Source organism: Pantoea sp. GW821-FHT03E06, from assembly GCF_059420725.1.
The window spans coordinates 3898468-3919334 of the sequence record NZ_JBWKUG010000001.1; the positions used below are offsets into that span (position 1 = coordinate 3898468).

The following is a 20867-nucleotide window of genomic DNA, read 5'->3' on the forward strand; positions in this document are numbered from 1 at the left end:
CACCCTACGCGTTTTGTAGGGTCGCCATTTATGGCGACCGCCAACTACGCATTCTCTTTGATCTCTGCTGCGGCTGTTTCCGGCATGCTTTTGATCATGCGCAGCGTGCACAACAGCGCTAAACACACCAGCAGCGCGGTAAGAAAATAGACCAACGACACGCCGGCATAGCTCATGATGAAACCGGCAATCGGGCCGGTAATCCCCAGCGACAAATCCATAAACGCGGTATAGGTGGCGAGCGCGCTGCCCTGATTCTGCTGCGGTACCACTTTCACCGCCACCACGCCAATTGCCGGGAACACCAGAGAAAAACCGGCGCCAGTAAGGAATGCCCCCGTCTTCGCCATCCACGGATCAAACGAACCGGCCACCAGAAACAGGCCAATCGCCTCCACCGCAAAGCAGATACTCGCCACGCGCAGCCCGCCCAGTTTATTGATGGCGTTGGGAAACAGCAGGCGCGTACCGACGAACGCGGCACTGAACATGGTCAGCGCGAAAGCCGCCCCGTCCCAGCCTTTATCCTGATAAAACAGCGTGATAAAAGTGGCGATAACGCCGAATCCGGCAGAGCCCATCGCCAGAATCAGACCAAAACCGTACACCTTGCTCAGCACATCACGAAACGGCAGCGGCTTGGCTTTGCTGCCTTTCACCGCTGCTCGCGGCAATGCCAGCGCAATGGCTAACAGACAAATAGCGATGATGATGCTGGAGAGCAGCAGTAAACCGCCGCTACGGAAGATCACGACGCCGAGCGGCGCACCAATCGCCATCGCCCCATAAGTGACGATACCGTTCCAGGAAATCACCCGGCCGATATGCAGCGAGCCGACACGCGCCACGCCCCACAGCGAAGTTCCGGTACCAGAAAAACTTTGACCCACGCCTAAAATCACGCGGCCGAGGCACAGTAACACCAGACTCAGCACGCCCTGCCCATCGCTCAGCGCCGATAAAAGAATACAGATACCGCTCAGCAAGCAGCCCACCAGCCCAATCACCACCACCTTTTTCGGTCCCCACACATCGGCATAGCGCCCGGCGTGTGGGCGACTCAGCAGCGTGGCGATGTATTGCAGGCTAATCACTAATCCCGCCCAAAAGGCGTTATAACCCAACCCGTCATGGACAAAACCCGGCAGCACCGCCAGCGGCAAACCGATGGTGAGATAGCTGGCAAAGTTGAACTTCACGATGGAGAGAATCAGTAAGTTAAGGCGAAAACGGCCGTGTTCAGGTGCGGCGGCGGGCAGGTCAGGCATGAGTAATTGCGCTCGTGGGTGACGGAATTTTTATAACAGAAGGATAACTATACGCCTTTTGCCGCGCTGCGCATCAGTGGAATGCCCAGGTTTATGGTCATCATTTCGTCATATCGCCCTCGTAGACTCGCCGTCATCAAATCCCAAAGAGGATGAAAATCTGATGACGCTCCTGATTTCTACGCAGGCGCGCGTGCCTGACGCCCACTCTCGCAAGGGAGGTGGCCGATGACGCATGCCGCGCTGCCTATTGAACTGAAAAATCTCAGATGGTCAGTGGGTAACCTGACTATTCTGCACGATCTCTCTCTGACCATTCCCGCCGGCGAAATCCTTGCGCTGCTCGGCCCAAGCGGCTGTGGCAAAAGCACGCTGCTAAAACTGCTGGCGGGCTTGCTGCAACCGACAGAAGGCGAGCTGTGGATTGGCGCACGCTGCGTCGCATCGGCACATCACTGCGATGCGCCAGAGAAGCGCAACCTCGGCATGGTGTTCCAGGATTACGCGCTGTGGCCGCATATGTCGGTGGCACAAAACGTTGCCTTCCCGCTGCGCATGCGCGGCATCAGCAAAGCTGCCGCTCGTGAACAGGCCGATGCCGCCCTGGCGCAGGTTGGTCTGGCTGATTTTGGCGATCGTAAACCGGCGCTGCTCTCCGGCGGCCAGCAGCAGCGCGTGGCGCTGGCGCGCGCGTTGGTGGCGAAACCGGCGATTTTGCTGTTCGACGAACCGCTGTCCAACCTTGACCGCGACCTGCGCGAAACCCTGGTTCATACCATGGCGGATTTGCTGCGCGCCGCGGGCATCACCGCTGTTTACGTTACGCACGACCGCGAGGAAGCCAACACGCTGGCAGATCGCATCATTCACCTGGCGCAGGGCCAGATTGTTTCCGTTACTCACCTCTCAGGGGACCGCAATGCCATCTCTCAAGTCAGTTAAACGAGCCATCAGCCAGAAAGGAGCCATCAGCGCGATGATGTTGACTTCCGCTATGATGATCAACGATGCCCAGGCGCTGACGGTGTATACCGCCGGTCCGGGCTCGCTGTCGAAAAGCCTCGCCGCCGGATTTGAAAAACAGACCGGTATTAAAGTGAATATTTTCCAGGCCACGACCGGCAAAGTGATGGCACGTCTGGAGGCTGAACAGGCCAATCCGCAGGCCGACGTGCTGATCTCGGCTTCGTGGGATACCGCAGAAGATCTGCAGCAGCGCGGCTGGTTGCTGCCGTTTAACAGCGCCAACGCGGCGAAGGTGCCGGAGCAGTTCAAAACCGCTGATTACGTGGCGCAGGGCATTTCCGCGCTGGGCATCGTGTGGAATACGCAAAGCAATACGCCAGAGCCGAAGACCTGGCAGGATCTCACCGCCCCCGCCTTCAAAGACAAAGTCACCACGCCGGATCCGGCACTCTCGGGCGCATCACTCGATCTGCTGATTGGCCTGCAAAACAGCGAAGGCGAAAAAGCCTGGCAGCTGTTTGACCAGCTGAAAGCCAACGGCATGATAATGAGCGGCCCGAACGCGCAGGCGGTCACGCCAGTGCTGCAAGGCGCCAGGGCGGCGGTGTTTGGCGCGGTCGATTACGTCACCTATAACAACATTGCGCAGGGCGAGAGCGTGAAAGTGATCTTCCCGGAAAATGGCACCGTGGTGGCGCCGCGTCCGATGATGATCCTGAAAAGCAGCCAGCACGCCAATGATGCCAAAGCCTTTATTGATTACGTTCTTTCGGATGCAGGTCAGGAGCAGGTAGCGAAAGCCTGGCTGATGCCGGCACGCACCGATATCAAAGCGCAGCGCCCGCTGTTTACCGAAATTAAGCTGTTACCCACCCAGCAGAACGGCAGCAGCGAGCGCGCGGCGGTACTGAAGCGCTTCGGCGCGCTGTTCGGGCAGTAAGCGATGTCGCGTGCCCTGAACGGATTGATTCTGCTGGCGTTGCTGCTGTTGGTGGCGCTGCCGCTGCTGTTTATCGTGCTGCAGGCGCTGTTTCCACACTTCAGCGCAGGCAGCTGGCGTGACGCCTTTAGCACGTTACCGACACTGCTGAACGATCCACAGCTGTTATCCATGGGGCTGGGCACGCTGAAAATCGGCGGCGGCGTAGCGCTGTGCAGCTTGCTGCTGGGTTTGCCGCTCGGCGCAGTGCGCGGCCTGTTCCGTCTGCCGGGCGCGGCGCTGTGGGATCTGCTGTTTCTGATCCCCTTTCTCACGCCGCCCTATATCGCGGCGCTGTCATGGACGCTGGCGCTGCAACGCAACGGCTATATCGAACAACTCACCGGCATCAATTTCGCCAGCCTGCTGTTTAGCAGCAGCGGCATGGTTCTGGTGATGACGCTAAACATCTTCCCGGTGGTCTATTTCGCGGTGTCACGCTCGCTGATGGCCAGCGGACAGCGTCTCGCCTGGGTGGCGCGCGTGCATGGCGCATCGGCATGGCGCGGTTTCTGGCACATCACCTTGCCGCTTACCTTACCGGCGCTGGCGGGCGGCGTACTGCTGGCGTTTACGCTGGCGATTGAAGAGTACGGCGTGCCGGCGGCACTCGGCACGCAGGCAAAGCTGACGCTGATGACCGTGGGGATTGAAACCAAACTTGCCGACTGGCCGATCGATCTGCCCGGCGCAGCGTTATTGTCGCTGATGCTAAGTGTGGTGGCGCTCGCAGCGTGGTTGCTGCAATGCAAACTCACCGGCAGCAGCGATGTGACGGCGGTGAGCGGCAAGCCGGTTACCCAGGAGCTGGCGCATGCCGGTCGCTGGCAGATAGTGCTGCTGCTGCCGTTTGTGCTCACGCTGCTGCTGGCGGTGGTGCTGCCGCTGGGTGCTATGGCGTTGAGCGGCCTGCTAAATACTCTCTCCGGCGGATTACAGCTCAACAACCTGACGCTGCGTCACTTTGGCGCGCTGTTTAGCCAACAAGGCGATGCGCTGGCAGCCTTCTCCACCAGCATCGGACTGGCGCTCGGAGCGGCATTGTTGACCGGCGCGCTCGGTTTTCTTATCGCCTGGCGCGTATCGGAAGGCAAAACTCGCCTGCTCGCCATGATGGATGGCCTGGCGCTGCTGCCTGCGGCAATGCCGGGCGTGGTGGTCGGCGTAGGATTGATTCTGCTGTGGAATCGCGGGTTTTGGCCGGTTTCGCCCTATAACACCCTTGGGATTCTGTTACTTTCGTACAGCTGTTTGCTGCTGCCGTGGCCGGTGCGTTATGTCAGTAGCGCATTGCGCCAGCTGGCACCGACGCTGGAACCTGCCGCCCGCGTTCATGGTGCATCACGCCTGCAGGCGCTGCGCCTGATCGTATTACCGCTGGTGGCACCCAGCCTGCTGGCGGCTATGATGATGGTGTTTGCCGTAGCATCACGCGAGTTGGTGACCTCACTGCTGCTGGCACCGGCGGGCACGCAAACCGTGGCGATCTTTATCTGGCGTCAGTTCGAGCAGGGTTCGGTCGGGCAAGGGATGGCGATGGCCACGCTGACGCTGCTCGCCAGCCTCAGTCTGATGCTTGCCGCCACCGCGCTGATGCAGCGTCAGCGTCGCTGATGATAGCGGTCGCCATAAATGGCGACCCTACAATGAAACGGTGCGGATTTCGTAGGGTGCGCATTCATGCGCACCTGGAAACCTTTTTTCTGTTTGTCTTAAAATACAGAGAGTTATTTTTCATCAGCTACACTTTCCTGAGAAAAAATGTCTCAGGAGAGAGCATGAACAACCTGCTACAGGAAAAAATTGGCCAGAACATCCTGGTGAAACTGGCGATGCTGGTGATTATTCTGGCGGGCATTCGCGCCGCCTCGGACATTCTGGTGCCCTTCTTGCTGGCCAGCTTTTTAGCGATTGTGCTCAACCCGCTGGTGACGATGCTGATGCGGCGCGGCGTAAAACGCAGCCTGGCGATTACGCTGGTGATCACGGTGATTTTCATCGTGCTGCTGCTGTTGGTGGCGGTGCTCGCCAGCTCAGCCAGCGACTTCAGTGATACCTACCCGCAAATCCGCACCCTGCTCGAACAGAAGCTCGCGGTGGTTCAGCACTTCGCAGGGCGTTTTCACATCAACATTTCCACCGATGCGCTGGCCGCGCGTCTCGACCCCAACGTCATTATGAACATGGCCACCACGCTACTCACTCAGCTCTCCGGCGCAATGACCAACGTGCTGCTGCTGATTCTTACCGTGGTGTTTATGCTGTTTGAAGTGCGCCATCTGCCGTACAAAATGCGTAATGCGATGGTCAATCCGCAGATCCGCATTGCCGGTTTGCACCGCGCGTTGAAAGGCGTGACGCACTACCTGGCGCTAAAAACTCTGGTGAGCTTGATAACCGGCGTCGCCGTTTGGCTGTCACTGCTGCTGCTCGGCGTGAAGTTCGCGCTGTTCTGGGGCGTGGTAGCCTTCATCCTTAATTTTATCCCTAATATTGGGCCCATCATCGCGGGTATCCCGCCGTTTATTCAGGCGCTGGTGCTGAACAATATTTATGACGCCATGCTGGTGGCCGCGCTGTTTAGTGCCATTCATATGGTATTCGGCAATATGCTGGAGCCGCGACTGATGGGGCGTGGACTGGGACTGTCGACATTGGTGGTGTTTCTGTCGTTGATTTTCTGGGGCTGGCTGCTGGGCCCGGTGGGCATGTTGCTGTCGGTGCCGCTCACCAGCGTGACCAAAATTTTGATGGAAACCACGCCGGGCGGCAGCCGGTTGGCGATTATGCTGGGCAACGGCCGGCCGGGATCGCGGGCGCGATAACCGCTGCACATTTTCATTACTCATTTTCAGGTCAATATGCTTGCCTAACATCGAGGCATAGCGATTTTGCCGCTGGGACATGCCAACAGCGGCAAAAGATGATCATTAAACGCAAAGCGGGATTGATCATTGACCTGTATCAGATCGGTTAATTCTTAAATCGCTAACATGCAGCGCCCGATGAAAGTGGTATGCTGCTGACGCCGCTGTTTGCCTGCTTTTAACTGCTTTAACCGACCGAGGAATGTCTGGTGCTTCCGCAAAAACGACATCGCGATTTTGGCTGGCTATTAATTGTCTGCGCCGGGTTATTACCGCTGGTGCTCGGCATCCTTTGCACCGCAATCGAAGCGCGCCACACGGTCAGTCAGCAGCAGATTTCAACGGCCAACACCTTGTTGACGCAGGCTGAAAAGATGAGCGACAACGCCTGGGATATGATCACCGAGCTGCGCCAGTACCACAATCAGCCCTGCGCACAGATTCAGGATAAGCTGCAGCGCGCCGGTACGCTCAACCCCTATTTTCGCTCCATCGGCATGCTGAATGGCGACGACATCAGCTGTTCATCCGCGTTCGGTCTGGCCCACGGCACGCTGGCCGAAATGATGATGCAGCCGCCGCCGATTACCGGCAAAGCCTGGTGGAGCGTTTCGGTGCGCGGCACGGTGGGTGTGCCCACGCGTCCCGCCGTGGTTTTTGTGCGGCAGCTTCCTGATACCAGCGGTTTTTGGGCGGTGATTGACGGCCAGTATTTGATGGATTTCATGCACGCTATCGGTGAATCGCGGGGTTATCAAATGAGCCTGCAATTTAGCGGCGGCGCGGTGATCGGCAGCGGGCCCAGCGACACGTCCCCCGAGTTGTATCTGAAAAGCGAATCTTATCAGACCGAATCCAGCCGCTATCCCATCAGCGTCAACGTTACGGTGCCCGCTTCCGAGCTGCTTAAAGCCTGGCGCCAGGCGCTGTTTATCTTCCTGCCCATGGCGGCAATTTTCTCGATTCTGCTGATGATCCTGACGGCCAACTGGCTGCGTCGGCGTATTTCATGGCGTGACGAGATTCGCCGTGCCATTCGTGGCCGCCAGTTTTCGGTGCATTATCAACCGGTTTACAGCAATAAATTTCAGGCATGTGCCGGTGCGGAGGCGCTGTTGCGTTGGCAGCTGCCGAACGGTGAGATGATTCGCCCCGATATTTTTATCAGCGCCGCCGAAGCCGAAGGGATGATTGTGCCGTTGACGCAGCACCTGCTGGATCTGATGGCGGAAGATATTCAGAGCTGGCAGGTGGATGCCGGCTTCCATATTGGGCTAAATCTGGCCGCTGAACATTTGCAGCATCCAGACTTTATCGCTGATATTGAGCAGTTTGCGGCGCGCATCAAACATAAACAGCTATGCATTACGCTGGAGCTGACCGAACGCAGCCTGATTGAAGACGGTGAAATGGTGGCACGCAAACTGCGTCATTTACGGGCGCAGGGTATGAAGGTGGCGATCGACGATTTCGGTACCGGCCACTGTTCATTGACCTATCTGCTCACCTTCCCGCTGGATTATTTGAAAATCGATCGCGGCTTTATCAATGCCATTGAGGGGTTAGACGTTGAGACGCCGGTGCTGGATGCGATTATCAACCTATGCCATAAGCTGGAACTGGATGTGCTTGGCGAGGGTGTAGAAACCGCGACGCAATTTGCGTATCTGCAGCAGCGTGGCGTGATATTTATTCAGGGCTATTATTATGCCCGTCCGATGGATAATGACCAGCTGCGTGCCTGGCTCAGCGAGCAAGGGCACAAACCGCTTCTTGTTGAGGAACACCATGAGCCTGGACTGCATCATTCTTGATGATTATCAGAACGTCGCCCTAACGCTTGCCGATTGGGCCTCGCTTGAACCACTGGTTTACACCACTTCCCTTTCTGAACATTACGCCGACCAGGATGAATTGGTTAAGCACATCGCCCATGCAGATATTCTGGTAATAATGCGTGAGCGCACGCCGCTGAGCGCCGAGCTGATTGGCCGCCTGCCCAATCTGAAACTGGTGGTCACTTCCGGCATGCGTAACGCCGCAATCGATTTAGACGCCTGCGCCGAGCGTTATATCGCCGTGTGCGGTACCGCCAGCAGCAGCGCCGCACCCATGGAGCTCAGCTGGGGATTGTTGCTCGGCCTGGCGCGCCATATCGTGCCTGAGAATCAGACGCTGCGCAGTAACGGTGCGTGGCAACATACCTTAGGCATCAGCCTGCAGGGCAAAACGCTGGGCTTGGTCGGACTTGGCAAAATTGGCGGCGAGATGGCCAGGGTCGCGCAGGCATTTGGCATGCACGTTTGTGCATGGAGCCAGAATTTAACCGCGGAACGCGCAGCAGAGTGTGGTGCAGAACCCATGCCGTCGCTGACGGCGCTGCTCACTAAAAGTGATGTGGTGTCGATTCATCTGGTGCTTAGCGATCGCTCGCGCCATCTGATTGATGCCGATGCGCTGGCGCAGATGAAGCCTGGCGCGCTGCTGATTAACACGTCGCGTGCCGGCATTGTCGATCAACAGGCGATGATCAGCGCGTTGCAGTCGGGTCAGCTGGCGGGTGCGGGATTGGATGTGTTTGAACAGGAACCGCTCCCTGCGGATCATCCTTTGCGCCACTTGCCCAACGTGCTGGCAACCCCGCATCTCGGCTATGTAGCTGACAGCAATTACCGGACTTACTTTACCCAGGCGGTAGAAGATATTCAGGGATGGTTGACGGCCGCGCCGCTGCGTTCACTGCTTTGATCGCCAGTCGCTAGTTAATCCCTCTATTAATGATCTTTTTTAGCCGTACGCATTGGGTGGTTTTGGTGGCTTTACTTGCGCGTTTATTCAGCAGATACACCACAGCATTAGCTAAAAAATAGACAGTTAATGGCGGAAACATGACAAATATCACACAAAATCGGTATACTCTGTCGCGGTTGGCAATCATTACCTCCCTAATAATTGCTGCGGCAGGCCAGGGGAAAACGCTTTTTCACGGCTATGCTTTAATTTTCTCAACGCCGCGGACTGTTCGCTTTAATTGAGTCCGCAGCGTTGAGGATTTTTCGAATTCCAATACAGGGTAACCTCATGAAACTACGTAGGAAGCGTGTAAAACCTATTGGGCTGGATGACGTCACGATTATCGACGATGCCCGTTTACGTAAAGCTATTACCGCCGCGTCTCTGGGCAACGCGATGGAGTGGTTTGATTTTGGTGTTTATGGCTTTGTGGCTTACGCACTGGGTAAAGTCTTTTTCCCGGATGCCACGCCAGGTATTCAGATGATTGCCGCACTGGCAACCTTCTCGGTACCGTTCCTGATCCGTCCACTGGGCGGCCTGTTCTTCGGTATGTTGGGTGACAAATACGGTCGCCAAAAAATCCTTTCCATAACCATTGTCATCATGTCGATCAGTACCTTCTGTATCGGCCTGATACCGTCCTATGCCTCTATCGGCATTTGGGCACCGGTGCTGCTGCTGCTGGCGAAAATGGCCCAGGGCTTTTCGGTCGGCGGTGAATATACCGGCGCATCGATCTTCGTCGCGGAATACTCGCCGGACCGTAAGCGCGGCTTTATGGGTAGCTGGCTCGATTTCGGCTCCATCGCGGGCTTTGTGCTGGGCGCGGGTGTCGTCGTCCTGATCTCCACCATCATTGGTGAAGAGAAGTTCCTCGAATGGGGCTGGCGCCTGCCGTTCTTCCTGGCGCTGCCGCTCGGTATTATCGGCTTGTACCTGCGTCATGCGCTGGAAGAAACCCCGGCGTTCCAGCAGCACGTTGATAACCTGGAACAGGGTGACCGCGAAGGTCTGCGCGACGGCCCGAAAGTCTCTTTCAAAGAGATTGCGACCAAACACTGGAAAAGCCTGCTGGCCTGTATCGGTCTGGTGATCGCCACCAACGTGACCTACTACATGCTGCTGACCTACATGCCTAGCTACCTGTCGCATAACCTGCACTACTCGGAAGATCACGGTGTGCTGATTATCATCGCCATCATGATGGGTATGCTGTTTGTGCAGCCGGTAATGGGGATGCTGAGTGACCGTTTCGGTCGTCGTCCGTTTGTGATCATCGGCAGCATCGCGCTGTTCATCTTTGCGATTCCGGCCTTTATGTTGATCAATAGCGGCGTGCTGGGCCTGATTTTTGCTGGTCTGCTGCTGATGGCGGTGATCCTCAACGCCTTTACCGGTGTGATGGCTTCTTCGCTGCCCGCAATGTTCCCAACGCACATCCGCTACAGTGCGCTGGCGAGCGCGTTTAACATTTCGGTACTGGTGGCCGGTTTGACGCCAACGCTGACCGCCTATCTGGTGGAAGCCACCAATAATCTGTATATGCCGGCTTACTACCTGATGGTCGTGGCAGTGATTGGTTTAATCACCGGTATCTACATGAAAGAGACCGCCAACAAGCCGCTGCGCGGCGCAACACCGGCGGCTTCCGACATGGCAGAGGCGCGTGAAATCCTGCAGGAGCATCACGACAACATCGAGCAAAAAATCGAAGATATTGATGACGAGATCGCCAAACTTGAGGCGAAACGAAAAAACCTGGTGCAGCAGCATCCGGACATCAACGAGTAATCTTCCCCCACTCCCGCCGCCCGGCGGGAGTTTTCGTTTCCGCACACAATCCTTCATCCGCAGCCACGAAAAGGGGTAAACTATCGCCACTTTTTTAACCTGCATAAGTTGTAGAGCATGTCTGAATTTAACCTTATCCAGCGCCCAAGAAGGCTGCGTAAAAGCGCCTCAATGCGTGAAATGTTCCAGGAATCTCACCTGAGCCTGAACGATCTGGCGCTGCCGATCTTCGTCGAAGAAGGCGTAGATGACTACGTGCCGATTAACGCCATGCCGGGCGTGATGCGTATTCCAGAAAAGCGTTTGGCGTATGAGATCGAACGTATTGCTAAAGCGGGCATCCGCTCCGTGATGACCTTCGGCATTTCACACCATACCGATGCCACCGGCAGCGACGCATGGAATGAGAACGGCCTGGTGGCGCGTATGTCGCGTATCTGCAAAGACACCGTGCCGGAAATGATCGTGATGTCCGACACCTGCTTCTGCGAGTACACCAGCCATGGCCACTGCGGCGTGCTGTGCGATCACGGCGTCGATAACGACCAAACGCTGATCAACCTCGGTAAGCAAGCAGTGGTCGCCGCGCATGCCGGTGCCGACTTTATCGCCCCTTCTGCCGCAATGGATGGCCAGGTAAAAGCGATCCGTCAGGCGCTGGACGCCGCGGGTTTCACCGATACCGCTATCATGTCTTACTCCACTAAGTTCGCTTCCTCCTTCTACGGCCCGTTCCGTGAAGCGGCAGGCACGGCGCTGAAAGGCGATCGTAAGACTTACCAGATGAACCCGATGAACCGCCGCGAAGCGATTCGCGAGTCGTTGATTGATGAAGCGGAAGGCGCTGATTCCCTGATGGTCAAACCGGCCGGAGCCTACCTTGATATCCTGCGTGATATCCGCGAGCGCACCACGCTGCCGCTGGCGGCGTACCAGGTAAGCGGTGAGTACGCGATGATCAAATTCGCGGCGCAGGCCGGTGCCATCGACGAACGCAATGTGGTGCTTGAGAGCCTTGGCGCGATTAAACGTGCTGGTGCCGATCTCATATTCAGCTACTTTGCCCTTGATCTCGCCGAGCAAAAAGTGCTCTGATAATCGTTACGCTTGGCAACGATTATCGCAGTCGTTGTCAGGCGCTTTCTGCCTGTGTGGCAAGACACCAGTGTTGTCGTCATTCCATAATTAAATAAGAGTAACGCGATGAAAGCACCTGCACTGCCTGCGGACGAGTCACATCGTTTGGCCCAGTTACGTGCGCTCAACATTCTGCATACCCCGGCAGAAGAGCGTTTCGACCGTTTAACCCGTCTTGCCCGTCGTCTGTTTGGCGTGCCGGTAGCGCTTGTCAGCCTGCTGGAAGAGGATCACCAATGGTTCAAATCTATTGCCGGGACGAGCGCAGCAACGGCTCCGCGTAGTACCTCGTTCTGCGGCCACGCTATTCTGCAAGATGATGTAATGGTTGTAGAAAATCCTTTCGAAGATGAGCGCTTCCATGATAACCCGCTGGTAAAAGATGACGACAACCCGATACGCTTTTATGCCGGTTGTCCGCTGCGTACGCCAGCAGGCGCTAAAGTCGGCACGCTGTGTTTGATTGATCACCACGCTCGCCAGTTTAATGCGGACGATATCCATACGCTGCGCGATTTGGCCGCCATGGCCGAAGCAGAATTAGTGGCCTTTCAAACCGCTACCTCCGATGAACTGACGCAAATTACTAATCGCCGCGGCTTTATGACGCTGGGCCAACTGGCGCTGAATGAGTGCCAGCTGAAGCAATTACCGGCGAGCCTCACCTTCCTCGACCTCGACCGCTTCAAAGTTATCAACGATACGCTAGGCCACCGCGAAGGCGATCGGGCGCTGATGGATTTCGCCGATGCCATGAAAGTGAGCTTCCGCCATGCGGATATCTTCGCCCGTTTAGGGGGCGATGAGTTTGTGGTGTTGTTCAACGGCTTACAGCAAGCCGATGCGGAACAGGTGCTGGCGCGCTTTGACCGTTTCCTGCAACAGCAAACCCAGAATTTGGATCGCCGCTACGCGCTGCACTTCTCGTCGGGCATTGTCGAGTTTGATCCCGACCAGCCACAATCGCTGGAACAGCTGCTGGAAGGCAGTGATGAGCGGATGTATGCCGCTAAAAACGGCAAAAAGAAGTTCAGCTCGTGACAAGCAGGTCGCCATGATGGCGACCTGCAGGTTGCGTGCCGACCACTATTTGCGCGCTAAATCCTCGAGCAACGTCTGATTAAACTTCTGCGGCTCTTCCATTTGTGGGGCGTGTCCCATGCCGGGGAATTCGATCAGGCGAGCGCCTGGGATCATCTTCGCCACCTGCTTGCCCAGCACATTGTAATGCCCCAGTTTAGCTTTCACTTCTGGCGACGCGATATCGCTACCAATCGCCGTGGTATCGGCGGTGCCAATCATCAATGTGGTCGGCACGTTAAGATCTTTAAACTCGTAATAAACCGGCTGAGTGAAAATCATGTCGTAAAGTAGCGCCGAGTTCCACGCCACCTTGTTATGGCCCGGTCCACTGTTTAATCCAGCCAGCATATCGACCCATTTGTCATACTCGGGTTTCCATTGGCCGCTGTAATAGGTCTGTTGCTCATACTTCTTAATGCCCGCCGCATCCAGCTTGAGTTCGCGCTGATACCATTGATCCACCGAGCGCCACGGTGCGCCCTTAGCTTTCCAATCCTCGAGACCGATAGGGTTAACCAATACCAGTTTCTGCGTTTGCTGCGGATACATCAGCGCATAGCGGGTTGCCAGCATGCCGCCAGTGGAATGCCCAACAATCACGGCATTATTGATGCCGAGCTGCTGCAGCAGTTGATGGGTGTTTTGTGCTAATTGCTGGAAGGTATATTGGTAGTTAGCCGGTTTGGTTGAGCTACAGAAACCTATCTGATCCGGCGCGACGACGCGGTAGCCTTGCTGGCTCAGCGCTTTAATGGTGTCATCCCAGGTTGCACCGCAGAAGTTCTTGCCGTGCATGAGCACCACGGTTTCACCGTTCGCCTGATGCGTTGGCTTGACGTCCATGTAACCCATGCTCAGCGTCTGCTGCTGCGAAGAGAAGGTAAAGTGCTGCAGTGGATAGGGATAACGAAAACCTTCCAGCTGTTCACCATACACATTAGCGGCCAAAGCAGGCGCTGCCCCGCATAACGCGGCCGATGCCAGCACCACGGCAAGTGACTGTTTTGGCTTGAAACGAAACCCCATATTGCCACTCCTTAACGTGAAAACCTTCAGTCTGGCACGTAAATCATGGTTAAGTATTGATGGAGTGTGCCGCAGTACCCCTCGGCTTTACTGTTAAATATGACCAGACGATGCAGAATTTGAGTTAATAATAACCTCCGTTATTACATTATCTATTCAACATCACCACAACATAAAAACGTTTAGCTTCACGAAAAACAAGACCGGTCTTGATGACAAATAATAAAACAGCCAAATTATAAGAAAACTTTACATTAATTGCAGATTGGAAAGATTAATTAAATTACACTCTATAAGTGTTTATGGAGGATGATAATGACACAGCAAAAATACAATGAAGGGGTTATTGATTCGGTGACCGAATGGATTATGGCCAATCTGGATCAACGTTTAAGCATCGATGATATCGCATTGAAATCTGGCTATTCCAAATGGTATTTGCAGAAAATATTTGCGCGCTATCACAATGAAACGCTGGCTCGCTATATTCGCAAAAAAAAGCTTGCACACTGTATCAATGACTTGAAATACAGCAATGCACCGATAATCAGCCTGGCAGTGAAATACCATTTTGAAAGTCAGCAATCATTCACTCGATCTTTTAAACACGTATTAGGCTGCACGCCGCTTTCTTGCCGCAAACGACAGCTTGGTGCCGAAGCACAGCAAGCGCTGCGCGAAAGTAGCGATCCCTGCGCAATCTGTCGGCAGAAAGGATTTGATGCGACGGAAAATAACAAAGAGATCCTCACTCCCGTGAAGCGTAATGAGAAATTCCCGCCTCGCATTAGCTGTGCAATTCGCTATTAAACCATTCCCGGATTTATTAACGCTTTTTGGCATGCCTCTATCTTTATTCGTCAACGTCACGCATTATTCGAGCAAAAAAACGGATGGCGAACCATCCGTTTTCATTTAGTAGTTCGATTTATTCGGTGCGATTAAGCTATTTTTAAAATGGGCTAACCGATTATCCAGCGCCTCGGTGTAAAGCATGGTATCAACGCCGACCGCAACAAAATTGGCTCCCCAACTGATGGCACGTTCGGCCATGGCGGGATTCACTGCCAGAAAGCCCGCGGCTTTTCCTGCGCTGCGGATGCGTTTAATACTTTGCTCAATAATCTTCTGTACCTCAGGATGACTGGCATTATCGGGATAGCCCAATGAAGCGGAGAGATCCGCCGGTCCGATAAATATGCCATCCACCCCGTCGACTTCCAGTAAAGCATCCAGATTTTCAATGGCGGTTTTACTCTCGGCTTGAATCAGCAAGCACAGCTCGTCATTGGCGCGCGCCATATAATTTTCCACACGTCCCCAGCGAGCCGCACGCGCCACTGCGGCCCCCACGCCGCGCGTGCCATCAGGTGGATAACGCGTCGCCTTGACCAGCGCCCGTGCCTGCTCGGCAGTATCGATCATGGGCACCAGCAGCGTGCGGGCGCCAATATCCAATACCTGCTTAATCAGCGCAGTCTGGCATTCCACCGGGCGAATCACCGGCTGGCTGCGATAAGGCGCAATGGCCTGCAGCTGATGATAAAGATCCTTTACGGTATTAGGCGCATGTTCGCCATCAATCAGTAACCAGTCGTAGTCGCTGGTCGCGGCAATTTCGGCCAGATAAGACGATGTGCTGCTAAGCCACAAACCTATCTGCGTTTCGCCTTTGGCCAACCCGGCTTTAAAGGGATTTTTTAACGGATCCTGCATACTTCCTCCTCATTCAATGGTTTGCCTGCTGAGACTGTGGCAACTGACGTTCCACTTTCAGGCTGAGAATAATTATTGAGCCGACGGCGGCGATCAGCGCCAGCGCCAATAATCCGGCACTGCTGCTGTTGAATTGCATCTCTGCGTTAACGCGAATCAACGGCGCAAGGAATCCGCCAATGGCACCAAACAAATTGACGAAGCCGATGCCGGCCGCCAGCGCGGTACCGGAAAGCAGCTGTGTCGGCATGGTCCAGAACACCGGCTGTACCGCGATGAAACCCACCGCCGCCACGCTAAGTGCAACGATGGCCAACAACGGCGAGACTAAGCCGGAAAGACCAATACCCGCGGCCGCAGCCAGCAAAGTGAAAGCGGCAATACGACGCCGTTCACCGCTGCGATCGGAATAACGCGGAATTAGCCAGGTACCAAACAGCGCCGCAACCCAGGGAATTGCGGCCACCAGCGAGGCAAGAAAGCCGACTTTAGTACCTAGCAACGCGGCGACCTGTGAAGGCAGGAAGAAGATCAGGCCATACACCGCAATCTGAATGGTCATGTAGATGATCGCCAGCTGCCAGACACGCCCATTACGCAGCGCATCGCGCAGATGCGAGGTGGGCTTTTGCTGCTCCTCATTTTCAAGCTGACGCCGCAGCGCCTGCTTTTCATCAGCACTGAGAAAGCGCGCTTTGGCTGGCGTGTCATCAATGTAACTAAAGGTGAAAATACCGGCGGCTACCGCCAATAATCCTTCAATGATGAACATCCAGAACCAGCCCGGATGCCCCAGCACGCCGTGCATTTCCAGCAGCGCACCCGAGAGTGGCGATCCCAGCGTCAGCGCCAGCGGCGCCCCCATATAAAACAGGCCCATCACGCTGGCACGCTGCTGTTGTGGGAACCACAGCGAAGTCAGATAGATCATGCCAGGAAAGAATCCTGCTTCCGCGGCACCGAGCAAGGTGCGTACCAGCAGAAATTTGGCTTCGGTATCGGCAAACGCCATCGCCGCCGAGAGAAATCCCCACAACAGCGTGGTTCCGCCAATCCAGCTGCGGGCTCCAAAACGTCGCATCAGCAAATTAGCCGGCACGCCGAGCAGCGCATATACCACGAAGAAAATCCCGGCCCCTAAGGCGAAGGCTTCATTGCTTAAGCCGGTATCGAGTTGATAAGCCTCTTTGGCAAAGCCGATATTGGCGCGATCGAGAAACGCCAGCACGTAGAGCATTAACATGAAGGGAATGAGACGGGCGCGGTTCTTCTTCACCGCGCTAAGCACCAGATTATCCATTGGGCAAGCCCTCACAAAGGGCTGCGGCTTTTAACCGCAGCCGGTGCAATTAGTGTTGATAAGGACGTTTCAGACCATCGCGATTAAGCTCCACGCCGAAGCCCGGCTTATCCAGTACCGATTTATGTATACGGCCTTTTACCGGTACCGGTTCGTTGATTAACAACGGATCGAACTGCGGACGCAGGGTGCTGCAATCTGGGCTGGTCATCAGGAATTCACTGAAGGGGCTGTTAGTGAAGGTAATGACAGCGTGATGCGAGTAAACCGAGGAGCCATGCGGCACCACCAGTTGACCGCGTGATTTAGCCAGCGCCGCCACCTCAACCAGCGTGGTCAGGCCGCCACACCATCCGACATCCGGTTGCAAAATATCAATGCCGGTTTCTGCCAGGGTACGAAACGATTGCAAGGTGCCGTGGTGTTCGCCGCTGGTGATCAACATGCCGTGCGGCGCTTGCTGTTTCAGCTGGGCATAACCTTCAAACTGCTGCGGCGGTAAGCACTCTTCTAGCCACTTCACGTTATACGGCGCGCACGCATGCGCCAGTTTGGTCGCGAAGTTCACGTCCTGGCTCATCCAGCAATCGAGCATTAGCCAGAAATCCGCGCCGCAGGCCTCACGATAGTGGGCAATGCGCGCCACCTCTTTACGAATCCCCTCGTCGCCATCGTGCGGGCCCCACTGCACCGCCATTTTGCCGCCGATAAAGCCCATCTTCTGCGCCAGATCCGGACGTGCTCCGGTGGCGTAGAATTGCAGCTCATCACGCACCGCGCCGCCCAGCAGTTTGTAAACCGGCAGATCGGTGACTTTGCCGAACAAATCCCATAGCGCCAAATCAACACACGAAATGGTGTTCATTACCAGGCCACCCGAGCCAGCGTAATACATAGTGGCATTCATCATCTGATCATGAATCAGTTTGATATCGCTAACGCAGCGCCCTTCCAGGAAGCGGTTCAGATGCTTTTCAACGATAAAGCAGCCCATTTCGCCGCCGGTAGTAATGGCAAAACCGGTTTGCCCGTTATCGGCCTCGACTTCAACAATCAGCGTGCCCAACACGTTGATACCGAAAGACTGCCGTGACTGCTCGTACTGTTTATATTTGCTCATTGGCGTGGCGACATGGTCGTCAATCCAGTGGTTGGCACCTTGATCGTGATAATCGCCGCCGGCAGCGGCTTTATCGGCGGTAGCGCCACCCGCAAAGTAGGCGCGAACGGTTTTAATCTTGGGTAGGGACATGTTCTTCTCCTGGTTACGAGGCTTGTTTTTCGGTTGGGCTTCGCCAGCCCAGCAGTCGTGAAATATCGCGGGCGCAGGCAATCGCCTGGCTTGCAAGGTAATCGCGCTTGTCGTCATCAATGTCGAGGCGGGTGCCTACCAGTGAAATGGCGGCGACCAACTGCTCGCGGGCATTGAAAATCGGCGCCGCCACGCAGCGCACATCGGGATAATCTTCACCGTTATCAAAGCTCCAGCCCTGACGGCGTATACGTGCCAGCTCAGTGCGCAAAGCGTCGGCGTTGCGCAGCGACGTTGGCGTCACGGCAACAAAACGTATGTCGTTAATGATGCGTTCCTGCTCTTCGGGGCGTTGCCAGGCGAGCAGGCATTTACCAATGCCCGAGCGATAGAGCGACAGACTTTTACCTTCGTGCGATCGCACGCTGATGGTGGCAGCCGATTCGAGCTTGAGGATGTAACAGGCATGGCCGCCTTCGAGGATGCCGAGGTGGCACAGTAGATTGGTTTGCTGCATCAGTCGGGTGAGGCGTGGACGCGCGATATCGCGAATATCCATGTTGTGCAGAGCGTGTCCTGCCAGCTCCACCAGTCGCGTCCACAGGCAGTAGTTGTTGTTGCGATCGACAGTGATCAGACGCTGTTTCTTCAGTTCGGCGAACAGCAGATAGGCACTGCTTTTAGGCAGTGCCAGCATTTCTATAATCTCAGCGGCGCTACACGGTCCGTGCTGCGCAATAAAGTTGAGAATGGCAATAGCGCGCGTCAGGGCGGGAACAGGCGTAACTTCCAACATGCTGGACTCCAGTCTGATTATCTGGAGGGCAGTGTTGTGGTTTTAGGCGGCCATAAGTGTGCGCCGCATCAAATTACCGGGTGTAGAGAAGGTATGCAGGCCGTGCGAGTGCGGGAATGTGAATCGCGCCGCGCTGCGAGTACAGCCGACTGTACTTAACACCCCAGCGCGCGAAAATTTACGAGAAGATGTATTTAACTGCCGCGATCACCATGGTGGTGGCCATTACCATCAGTAAGCGTTTGATCCAGCGCATGTCGGTTTTTAATGCAGAGACGTCGGCTTTCAGTTGTTTGACATCAGCTTTAAGTTCAGCAATATCTTTTTCCATCGCGTTGAGCCGCGTTTCAACTGCGAACAGGGGCGTGTTCAGCTCCTGTATTGCACCGCTCAATCGATGATCCAGCTCTTTGATGGCTTTACTCAGCCGATCATCCAGTTCTTTAATTGCTGCACTCAGCCGAAGGTCCAGCTCTTTAATTCTCCTCGTCGTTTCCTCTCCAACCTTCATCAAATCCGCGCGTGACAGCGCATTGTCCTGCTGCATTTCAGTAAAGATTTCAACCATCGCTTCGGCTTGTTGATCGCTGACGCCAGCCAGCTGCAACGCTTTAAAAGCTTTATGAGTATTCATCATCGCGAGTGTCATCCGTGAAGCTCCTGAGTTGATGTGACGCGTCTGTCAGACATCATGCCCAGCGAGCAATTATTGCACCATGTAACTGTTTATATTTTGCGCTGAACCGCGAAAAATATCAATTAGTACAACAAGTAACGTGCAATGTGATGCAAGAGAGCTCGCAAAATGTTCATCAGGATCTGCCGCGAAAGGTTTTACGATATTGCAGTGGGGAGGTATTCAGCTGCTTCTTAAAATGACGGCGCAGCATCAGCGGTGAGGAGAATCCGGCTTTTTCAGCAATCAACTCCACCGGTTGATCGGTTTTCTCCAGAAAACGCTGTGCCAGGGCCAGGCGTTGATTCACTAACCAAGCGCTAAAACAGCCGCCGGTGGTTTGGTTGAAGCGGCGGGTAAAACTGCGGCGGCTCATCAGCGCTTTCTCTGCCAGCTGCTCGAGCGTTAGCGCCTGCTGCAGGTTTTCCGTTGCCCAACTCAGCGCTGACATAAAGCGATCGTTGCCCGCGGAGTGATACACCGGCTGCTCAATATACTGCGCCTGTCCGCCCTGCCGATGCGGCGGCACCACCAGCATACGTGCGACGCTATTGGCCACATCGACGCCGCACTGCTCGCGCACTAAATGCAGACAGCAATCAATACTCGCCGCGGTACCTGCCGACGTCACAATCTGCCCTTCGTCGATATAGAGCACGTCGCGGTCAATCGCCACGTCGGGATAGAGGCGTTCGAAATCCGCCATCCAGCGCCAATGCGTGGTAGCGCGACGCTGACTGAGCAAACCAGCGGCACCAAGCACAAAGGCGCCAAGACACAGGCCAACCACTTGCGCGCCCCGCTGCGCGGCCTGTTGTAAAGCCTGCAGTAATGCTGGAGGAGGTTGTACCGCCGGATCGCTCCAGCTCGGCACCACCACCATATCGACATCGGCGAGTTGTGCGAGTCCATGTTCGGCAACAATCGAAAAACCGCTGTTGGTTTTTAACGGACCGGGATGCGTAGCGCAGATCATCAATTGATAGCAAAGCGAGCCATCGTCCTGTTCCGCTTTCTCAAAGACCGCGCAAGGCACAGAAAGATGGAAAGGGATGATGTCGTCGAACACCACGATGCCCACCTTAATCGGCGATGCCGCGCCTGGCGTTTTTGGCGCAAATTGAACGCTATTTGTCATCCGCTGTACTCCTTCACTCACGACGAAATCGCCATACTGCATCCCATCGGAAGCCGCACGAGTCTTCTCTAACCAC

The 20867-nt window shown here is 55.4% G+C and carries 18 protein-coding genes; 10 read left to right on the top strand and 8 right to left on the bottom strand.

Going from position 1 to position 20867, the window contains the following annotated elements:
- Positions 1 to 44: 44 nt before the first annotated feature.
- Positions 45 to 1268, bottom strand: a complete 1224-nt coding sequence (locus tag AC07WB_RS18230) for an MFS transporter (protein ID WP_494940959.1) — start codon at positions 1266 to 1268, stop codon at positions 45 to 47.
- 228 nt (positions 1269 to 1496) lie between these two features.
- Between AC07WB_RS18230 and AC07WB_RS18235 the strand changes: the two genes are divergently transcribed.
- The 9 genes from AC07WB_RS18235 to AC07WB_RS18275 all read left to right on the top strand — a co-directional run bounded on the left by AC07WB_RS18235 (position 1497) and on the right by AC07WB_RS18275 (position 12845).
- A complete protein-coding gene (locus tag AC07WB_RS18235) occupies positions 1497 to 2210 on the top strand; it encodes an ABC transporter ATP-binding protein (protein WP_097095760.1) in 714 nt (237 codons plus the stop codon).
- Positions 2188 to 3174 carry an extracellular solute-binding protein gene (locus tag AC07WB_RS18240; RefSeq protein WP_176519146.1) on the top strand — a complete coding sequence of 329 codons (987 nt, stop codon included), beginning with the start codon at positions 2188 to 2190 and terminating at the stop codon, positions 3172 to 3174. Before AC07WB_RS18235 ends, AC07WB_RS18240 begins: the two co-directional genes overlap by 23 nt.
- 3 nt (positions 3175 to 3177) lie before the next feature.
- Complete coding sequence (locus AC07WB_RS18245) at positions 3178 to 4827, top strand: ABC transporter permease (RefSeq protein ID WP_494940960.1); 1650 nt, start codon at positions 3178 to 3180, stop codon at positions 4825 to 4827.
- 164 nt (positions 4828 to 4991) lie between these two features.
- A complete protein-coding gene (locus AC07WB_RS18250; RefSeq protein WP_345827892.1) occupies positions 4992 to 6038 on the top strand; it encodes an AI-2E family transporter in 1047 nt (348 codons plus the stop codon).
- Between the two features lie 251 nt (positions 6039 to 6289).
- Complete coding sequence (locus AC07WB_RS18255) at positions 6290 to 7894, top strand: EAL domain-containing protein (protein WP_494940961.1); 1605 nt, start codon at positions 6290 to 6292, stop codon at positions 7892 to 7894.
- Positions 7869 to 8828, top strand: a complete 960-nt coding sequence (locus tag AC07WB_RS18260) for a D-2-hydroxyacid dehydrogenase family protein (protein WP_494940962.1) — start codon at positions 7869 to 7871, stop codon at positions 8826 to 8828. Before AC07WB_RS18255 ends, AC07WB_RS18260 begins: the two co-directional genes overlap by 26 nt.
- Before the next feature lie 333 nt (positions 8829 to 9161).
- Positions 9162 to 10667, top strand: coding sequence for a glycine betaine/L-proline transporter ProP (gene proP / locus AC07WB_RS18265; RefSeq protein WP_097095755.1), 1506 nt, complete (start codon positions 9162 to 9164; stop codon positions 10665 to 10667).
- A 117-nt stretch (positions 10668 to 10784) separates the two neighbouring features.
- Entirely contained in the window at positions 10785 to 11762 is a 978-nt protein-coding gene (gene hemB / locus AC07WB_RS18270; protein WP_345827885.1) for a porphobilinogen synthase, read from the top strand.
- Between the two features lie 108 nt (positions 11763 to 11870).
- Positions 11871 to 12845 (top strand): GGDEF domain-containing protein, encoded by a 975-nt coding sequence (locus AC07WB_RS18275; RefSeq protein WP_097095753.1) that lies wholly within the window; start codon positions 11871 to 11873, stop codon positions 12843 to 12845.
- Positions 12846 to 12890: 45 nt separating this feature from the next.
- On the opposite strand, the gene AC07WB_RS18280 is transcribed toward AC07WB_RS18275, so the two are convergent.
- Complete coding sequence (locus AC07WB_RS18280) at positions 12891 to 13913, bottom strand: alpha/beta fold hydrolase (protein WP_494940963.1); 1023 nt, start codon at positions 13911 to 13913, stop codon at positions 12891 to 12893.
- A gap of 315 nt (positions 13914 to 14228) precedes the next feature.
- Here AC07WB_RS18280 and AC07WB_RS18285 point away from each other — a divergent pair, with 315 nt between their 5' ends.
- Complete coding sequence (locus tag AC07WB_RS18285) at positions 14229 to 14723, top strand: helix-turn-helix domain-containing protein (protein ID WP_097095751.1); 495 nt, start codon at positions 14229 to 14231, stop codon at positions 14721 to 14723.
- A 105-nt stretch (positions 14724 to 14828) separates the two neighbouring features.
- On the opposite strand, the gene yfaU is transcribed toward AC07WB_RS18285, so the two are convergent.
- The 6 genes from yfaU to AC07WB_RS18315 form a co-directional block, all read right to left on the bottom strand.
- Positions 14829 to 15629: a 2-keto-3-deoxy-L-rhamnonate aldolase gene (yfaU, locus tag AC07WB_RS18290; protein WP_494940964.1), complete on the bottom strand. Its 801-nt coding sequence runs from the start codon at positions 15627 to 15629 to the stop codon at positions 14829 to 14831.
- Between the two features lie 13 nt (positions 15630 to 15642).
- On the bottom strand, positions 15643 to 16929 hold the full coding sequence (locus tag AC07WB_RS18295; RefSeq protein WP_494940965.1) for an MFS transporter: 1287 nt from the start codon (positions 16927 to 16929) through the stop codon (positions 15643 to 15645).
- A 49-nt stretch (positions 16930 to 16978) separates the two neighbouring features.
- Positions 16979 to 18181 (bottom strand): L-rhamnonate dehydratase, encoded by a 1203-nt coding sequence (rhmD, locus tag AC07WB_RS18300; protein WP_345827879.1) that lies wholly within the window; start codon positions 18179 to 18181, stop codon positions 16979 to 16981.
- A gap of 13 nt (positions 18182 to 18194) precedes the next feature.
- A complete protein-coding gene (locus AC07WB_RS18305; protein ID WP_494940966.1) occupies positions 18195 to 18977 on the bottom strand; it encodes an IclR family transcriptional regulator in 783 nt (260 codons plus the stop codon).
- A gap of 178 nt (positions 18978 to 19155) precedes the next feature.
- Positions 19156 to 19626, bottom strand: coding sequence for a DUF1640 domain-containing protein (locus AC07WB_RS18310; RefSeq protein WP_494940967.1), 471 nt, complete (start codon positions 19624 to 19626; stop codon positions 19156 to 19158).
- 163 nt (positions 19627 to 19789) lie between these two features.
- Positions 19790 to 20791, bottom strand: a complete 1002-nt coding sequence (locus AC07WB_RS18315) for a GlxA family transcriptional regulator (RefSeq protein WP_097095745.1) — start codon at positions 20789 to 20791, stop codon at positions 19790 to 19792.
- Positions 20792 to 20867 lie beyond the last annotated feature (76 nt).

What these genes read in the sequence shown, in the direction of transcription:
- AC07WB_RS18230 (WP_494940959.1), bottom strand. Translation starts at nt 1,268, where the DNA reads ATGCCTGACCTGCCCGCCGCCGCACCTGAACACGGCCGTTTTCGCCTT.
- AC07WB_RS18235 (WP_097095760.1), top strand. Translation starts at nt 1,497, where the DNA reads ATGACGCATGCCGCGCTGCCTATTGAACTGAAAAATCTCAGATGGTCA.
- AC07WB_RS18240 (WP_176519146.1), top strand. Translation starts at nt 2,188, where the DNA reads ATGCCATCTCTCAAGTCAGTTAAACGAGCCATCAGCCAGAAAGGAGCC.
- AC07WB_RS18245 (WP_494940960.1), top strand. Translation starts at nt 3,178, where the DNA reads ATGTCGCGTGCCCTGAACGGATTGATTCTGCTGGCGTTGCTGCTGTTG.
- AC07WB_RS18250 (WP_345827892.1), top strand. Translation starts at nt 4,992, where the DNA reads ATGAACAACCTGCTACAGGAAAAAATTGGCCAGAACATCCTGGTGAAA.
- AC07WB_RS18260 (WP_494940962.1), top strand. Translation starts at nt 7,869, where the DNA reads ATGAGCCTGGACTGCATCATTCTTGATGATTATCAGAACGTCGCCCTA.
- proP (WP_097095755.1), top strand. Translation starts at nt 9,162, where the DNA reads ATGAAACTACGTAGGAAGCGTGTAAAACCTATTGGGCTGGATGACGTC.
- hemB (WP_345827885.1), top strand. Translation starts at nt 10,785, where the DNA reads ATGTCTGAATTTAACCTTATCCAGCGCCCAAGAAGGCTGCGTAAAAGC.
- AC07WB_RS18275 (WP_097095753.1), top strand. Translation starts at nt 11,871, where the DNA reads ATGAAAGCACCTGCACTGCCTGCGGACGAGTCACATCGTTTGGCCCAG.
- AC07WB_RS18280 (WP_494940963.1), bottom strand. Translation starts at nt 13,913, where the DNA reads ATGGGGTTTCGTTTCAAGCCAAAACAGTCACTTGCCGTGGTGCTGGCA.
- AC07WB_RS18285 (WP_097095751.1), top strand. Translation starts at nt 14,229, where the DNA reads ATGACACAGCAAAAATACAATGAAGGGGTTATTGATTCGGTGACCGAA.
- yfaU (WP_494940964.1), bottom strand. Translation starts at nt 15,629, where the DNA reads ATGCAGGATCCGTTAAAAAATCCCTTTAAAGCCGGGTTGGCCAAAGGC.
- AC07WB_RS18295 (WP_494940965.1), bottom strand. Translation starts at nt 16,929, where the DNA reads ATGGATAATCTGGTGCTTAGCGCGGTGAAGAAGAACCGCGCCCGTCTC.
- rhmD (WP_345827879.1), bottom strand. Translation starts at nt 18,181, where the DNA reads ATGTCCCTACCCAAGATTAAAACCGTTCGCGCCTACTTTGCGGGTGGC.
- AC07WB_RS18305 (WP_494940966.1), bottom strand. Translation starts at nt 18,977, where the DNA reads ATGTTGGAAGTTACGCCTGTTCCCGCCCTGACGCGCGCTATTGCCATT.
- AC07WB_RS18310 (WP_494940967.1), bottom strand. Translation starts at nt 19,626, where the DNA reads ATGACACTCGCGATGATGAATACTCATAAAGCTTTTAAAGCGTTGCAG.
- AC07WB_RS18315 (WP_097095745.1), bottom strand. Translation starts at nt 20,791, where the DNA reads ATGACAAATAGCGTTCAATTTGCGCCAAAAACGCCAGGCGCGGCATCG.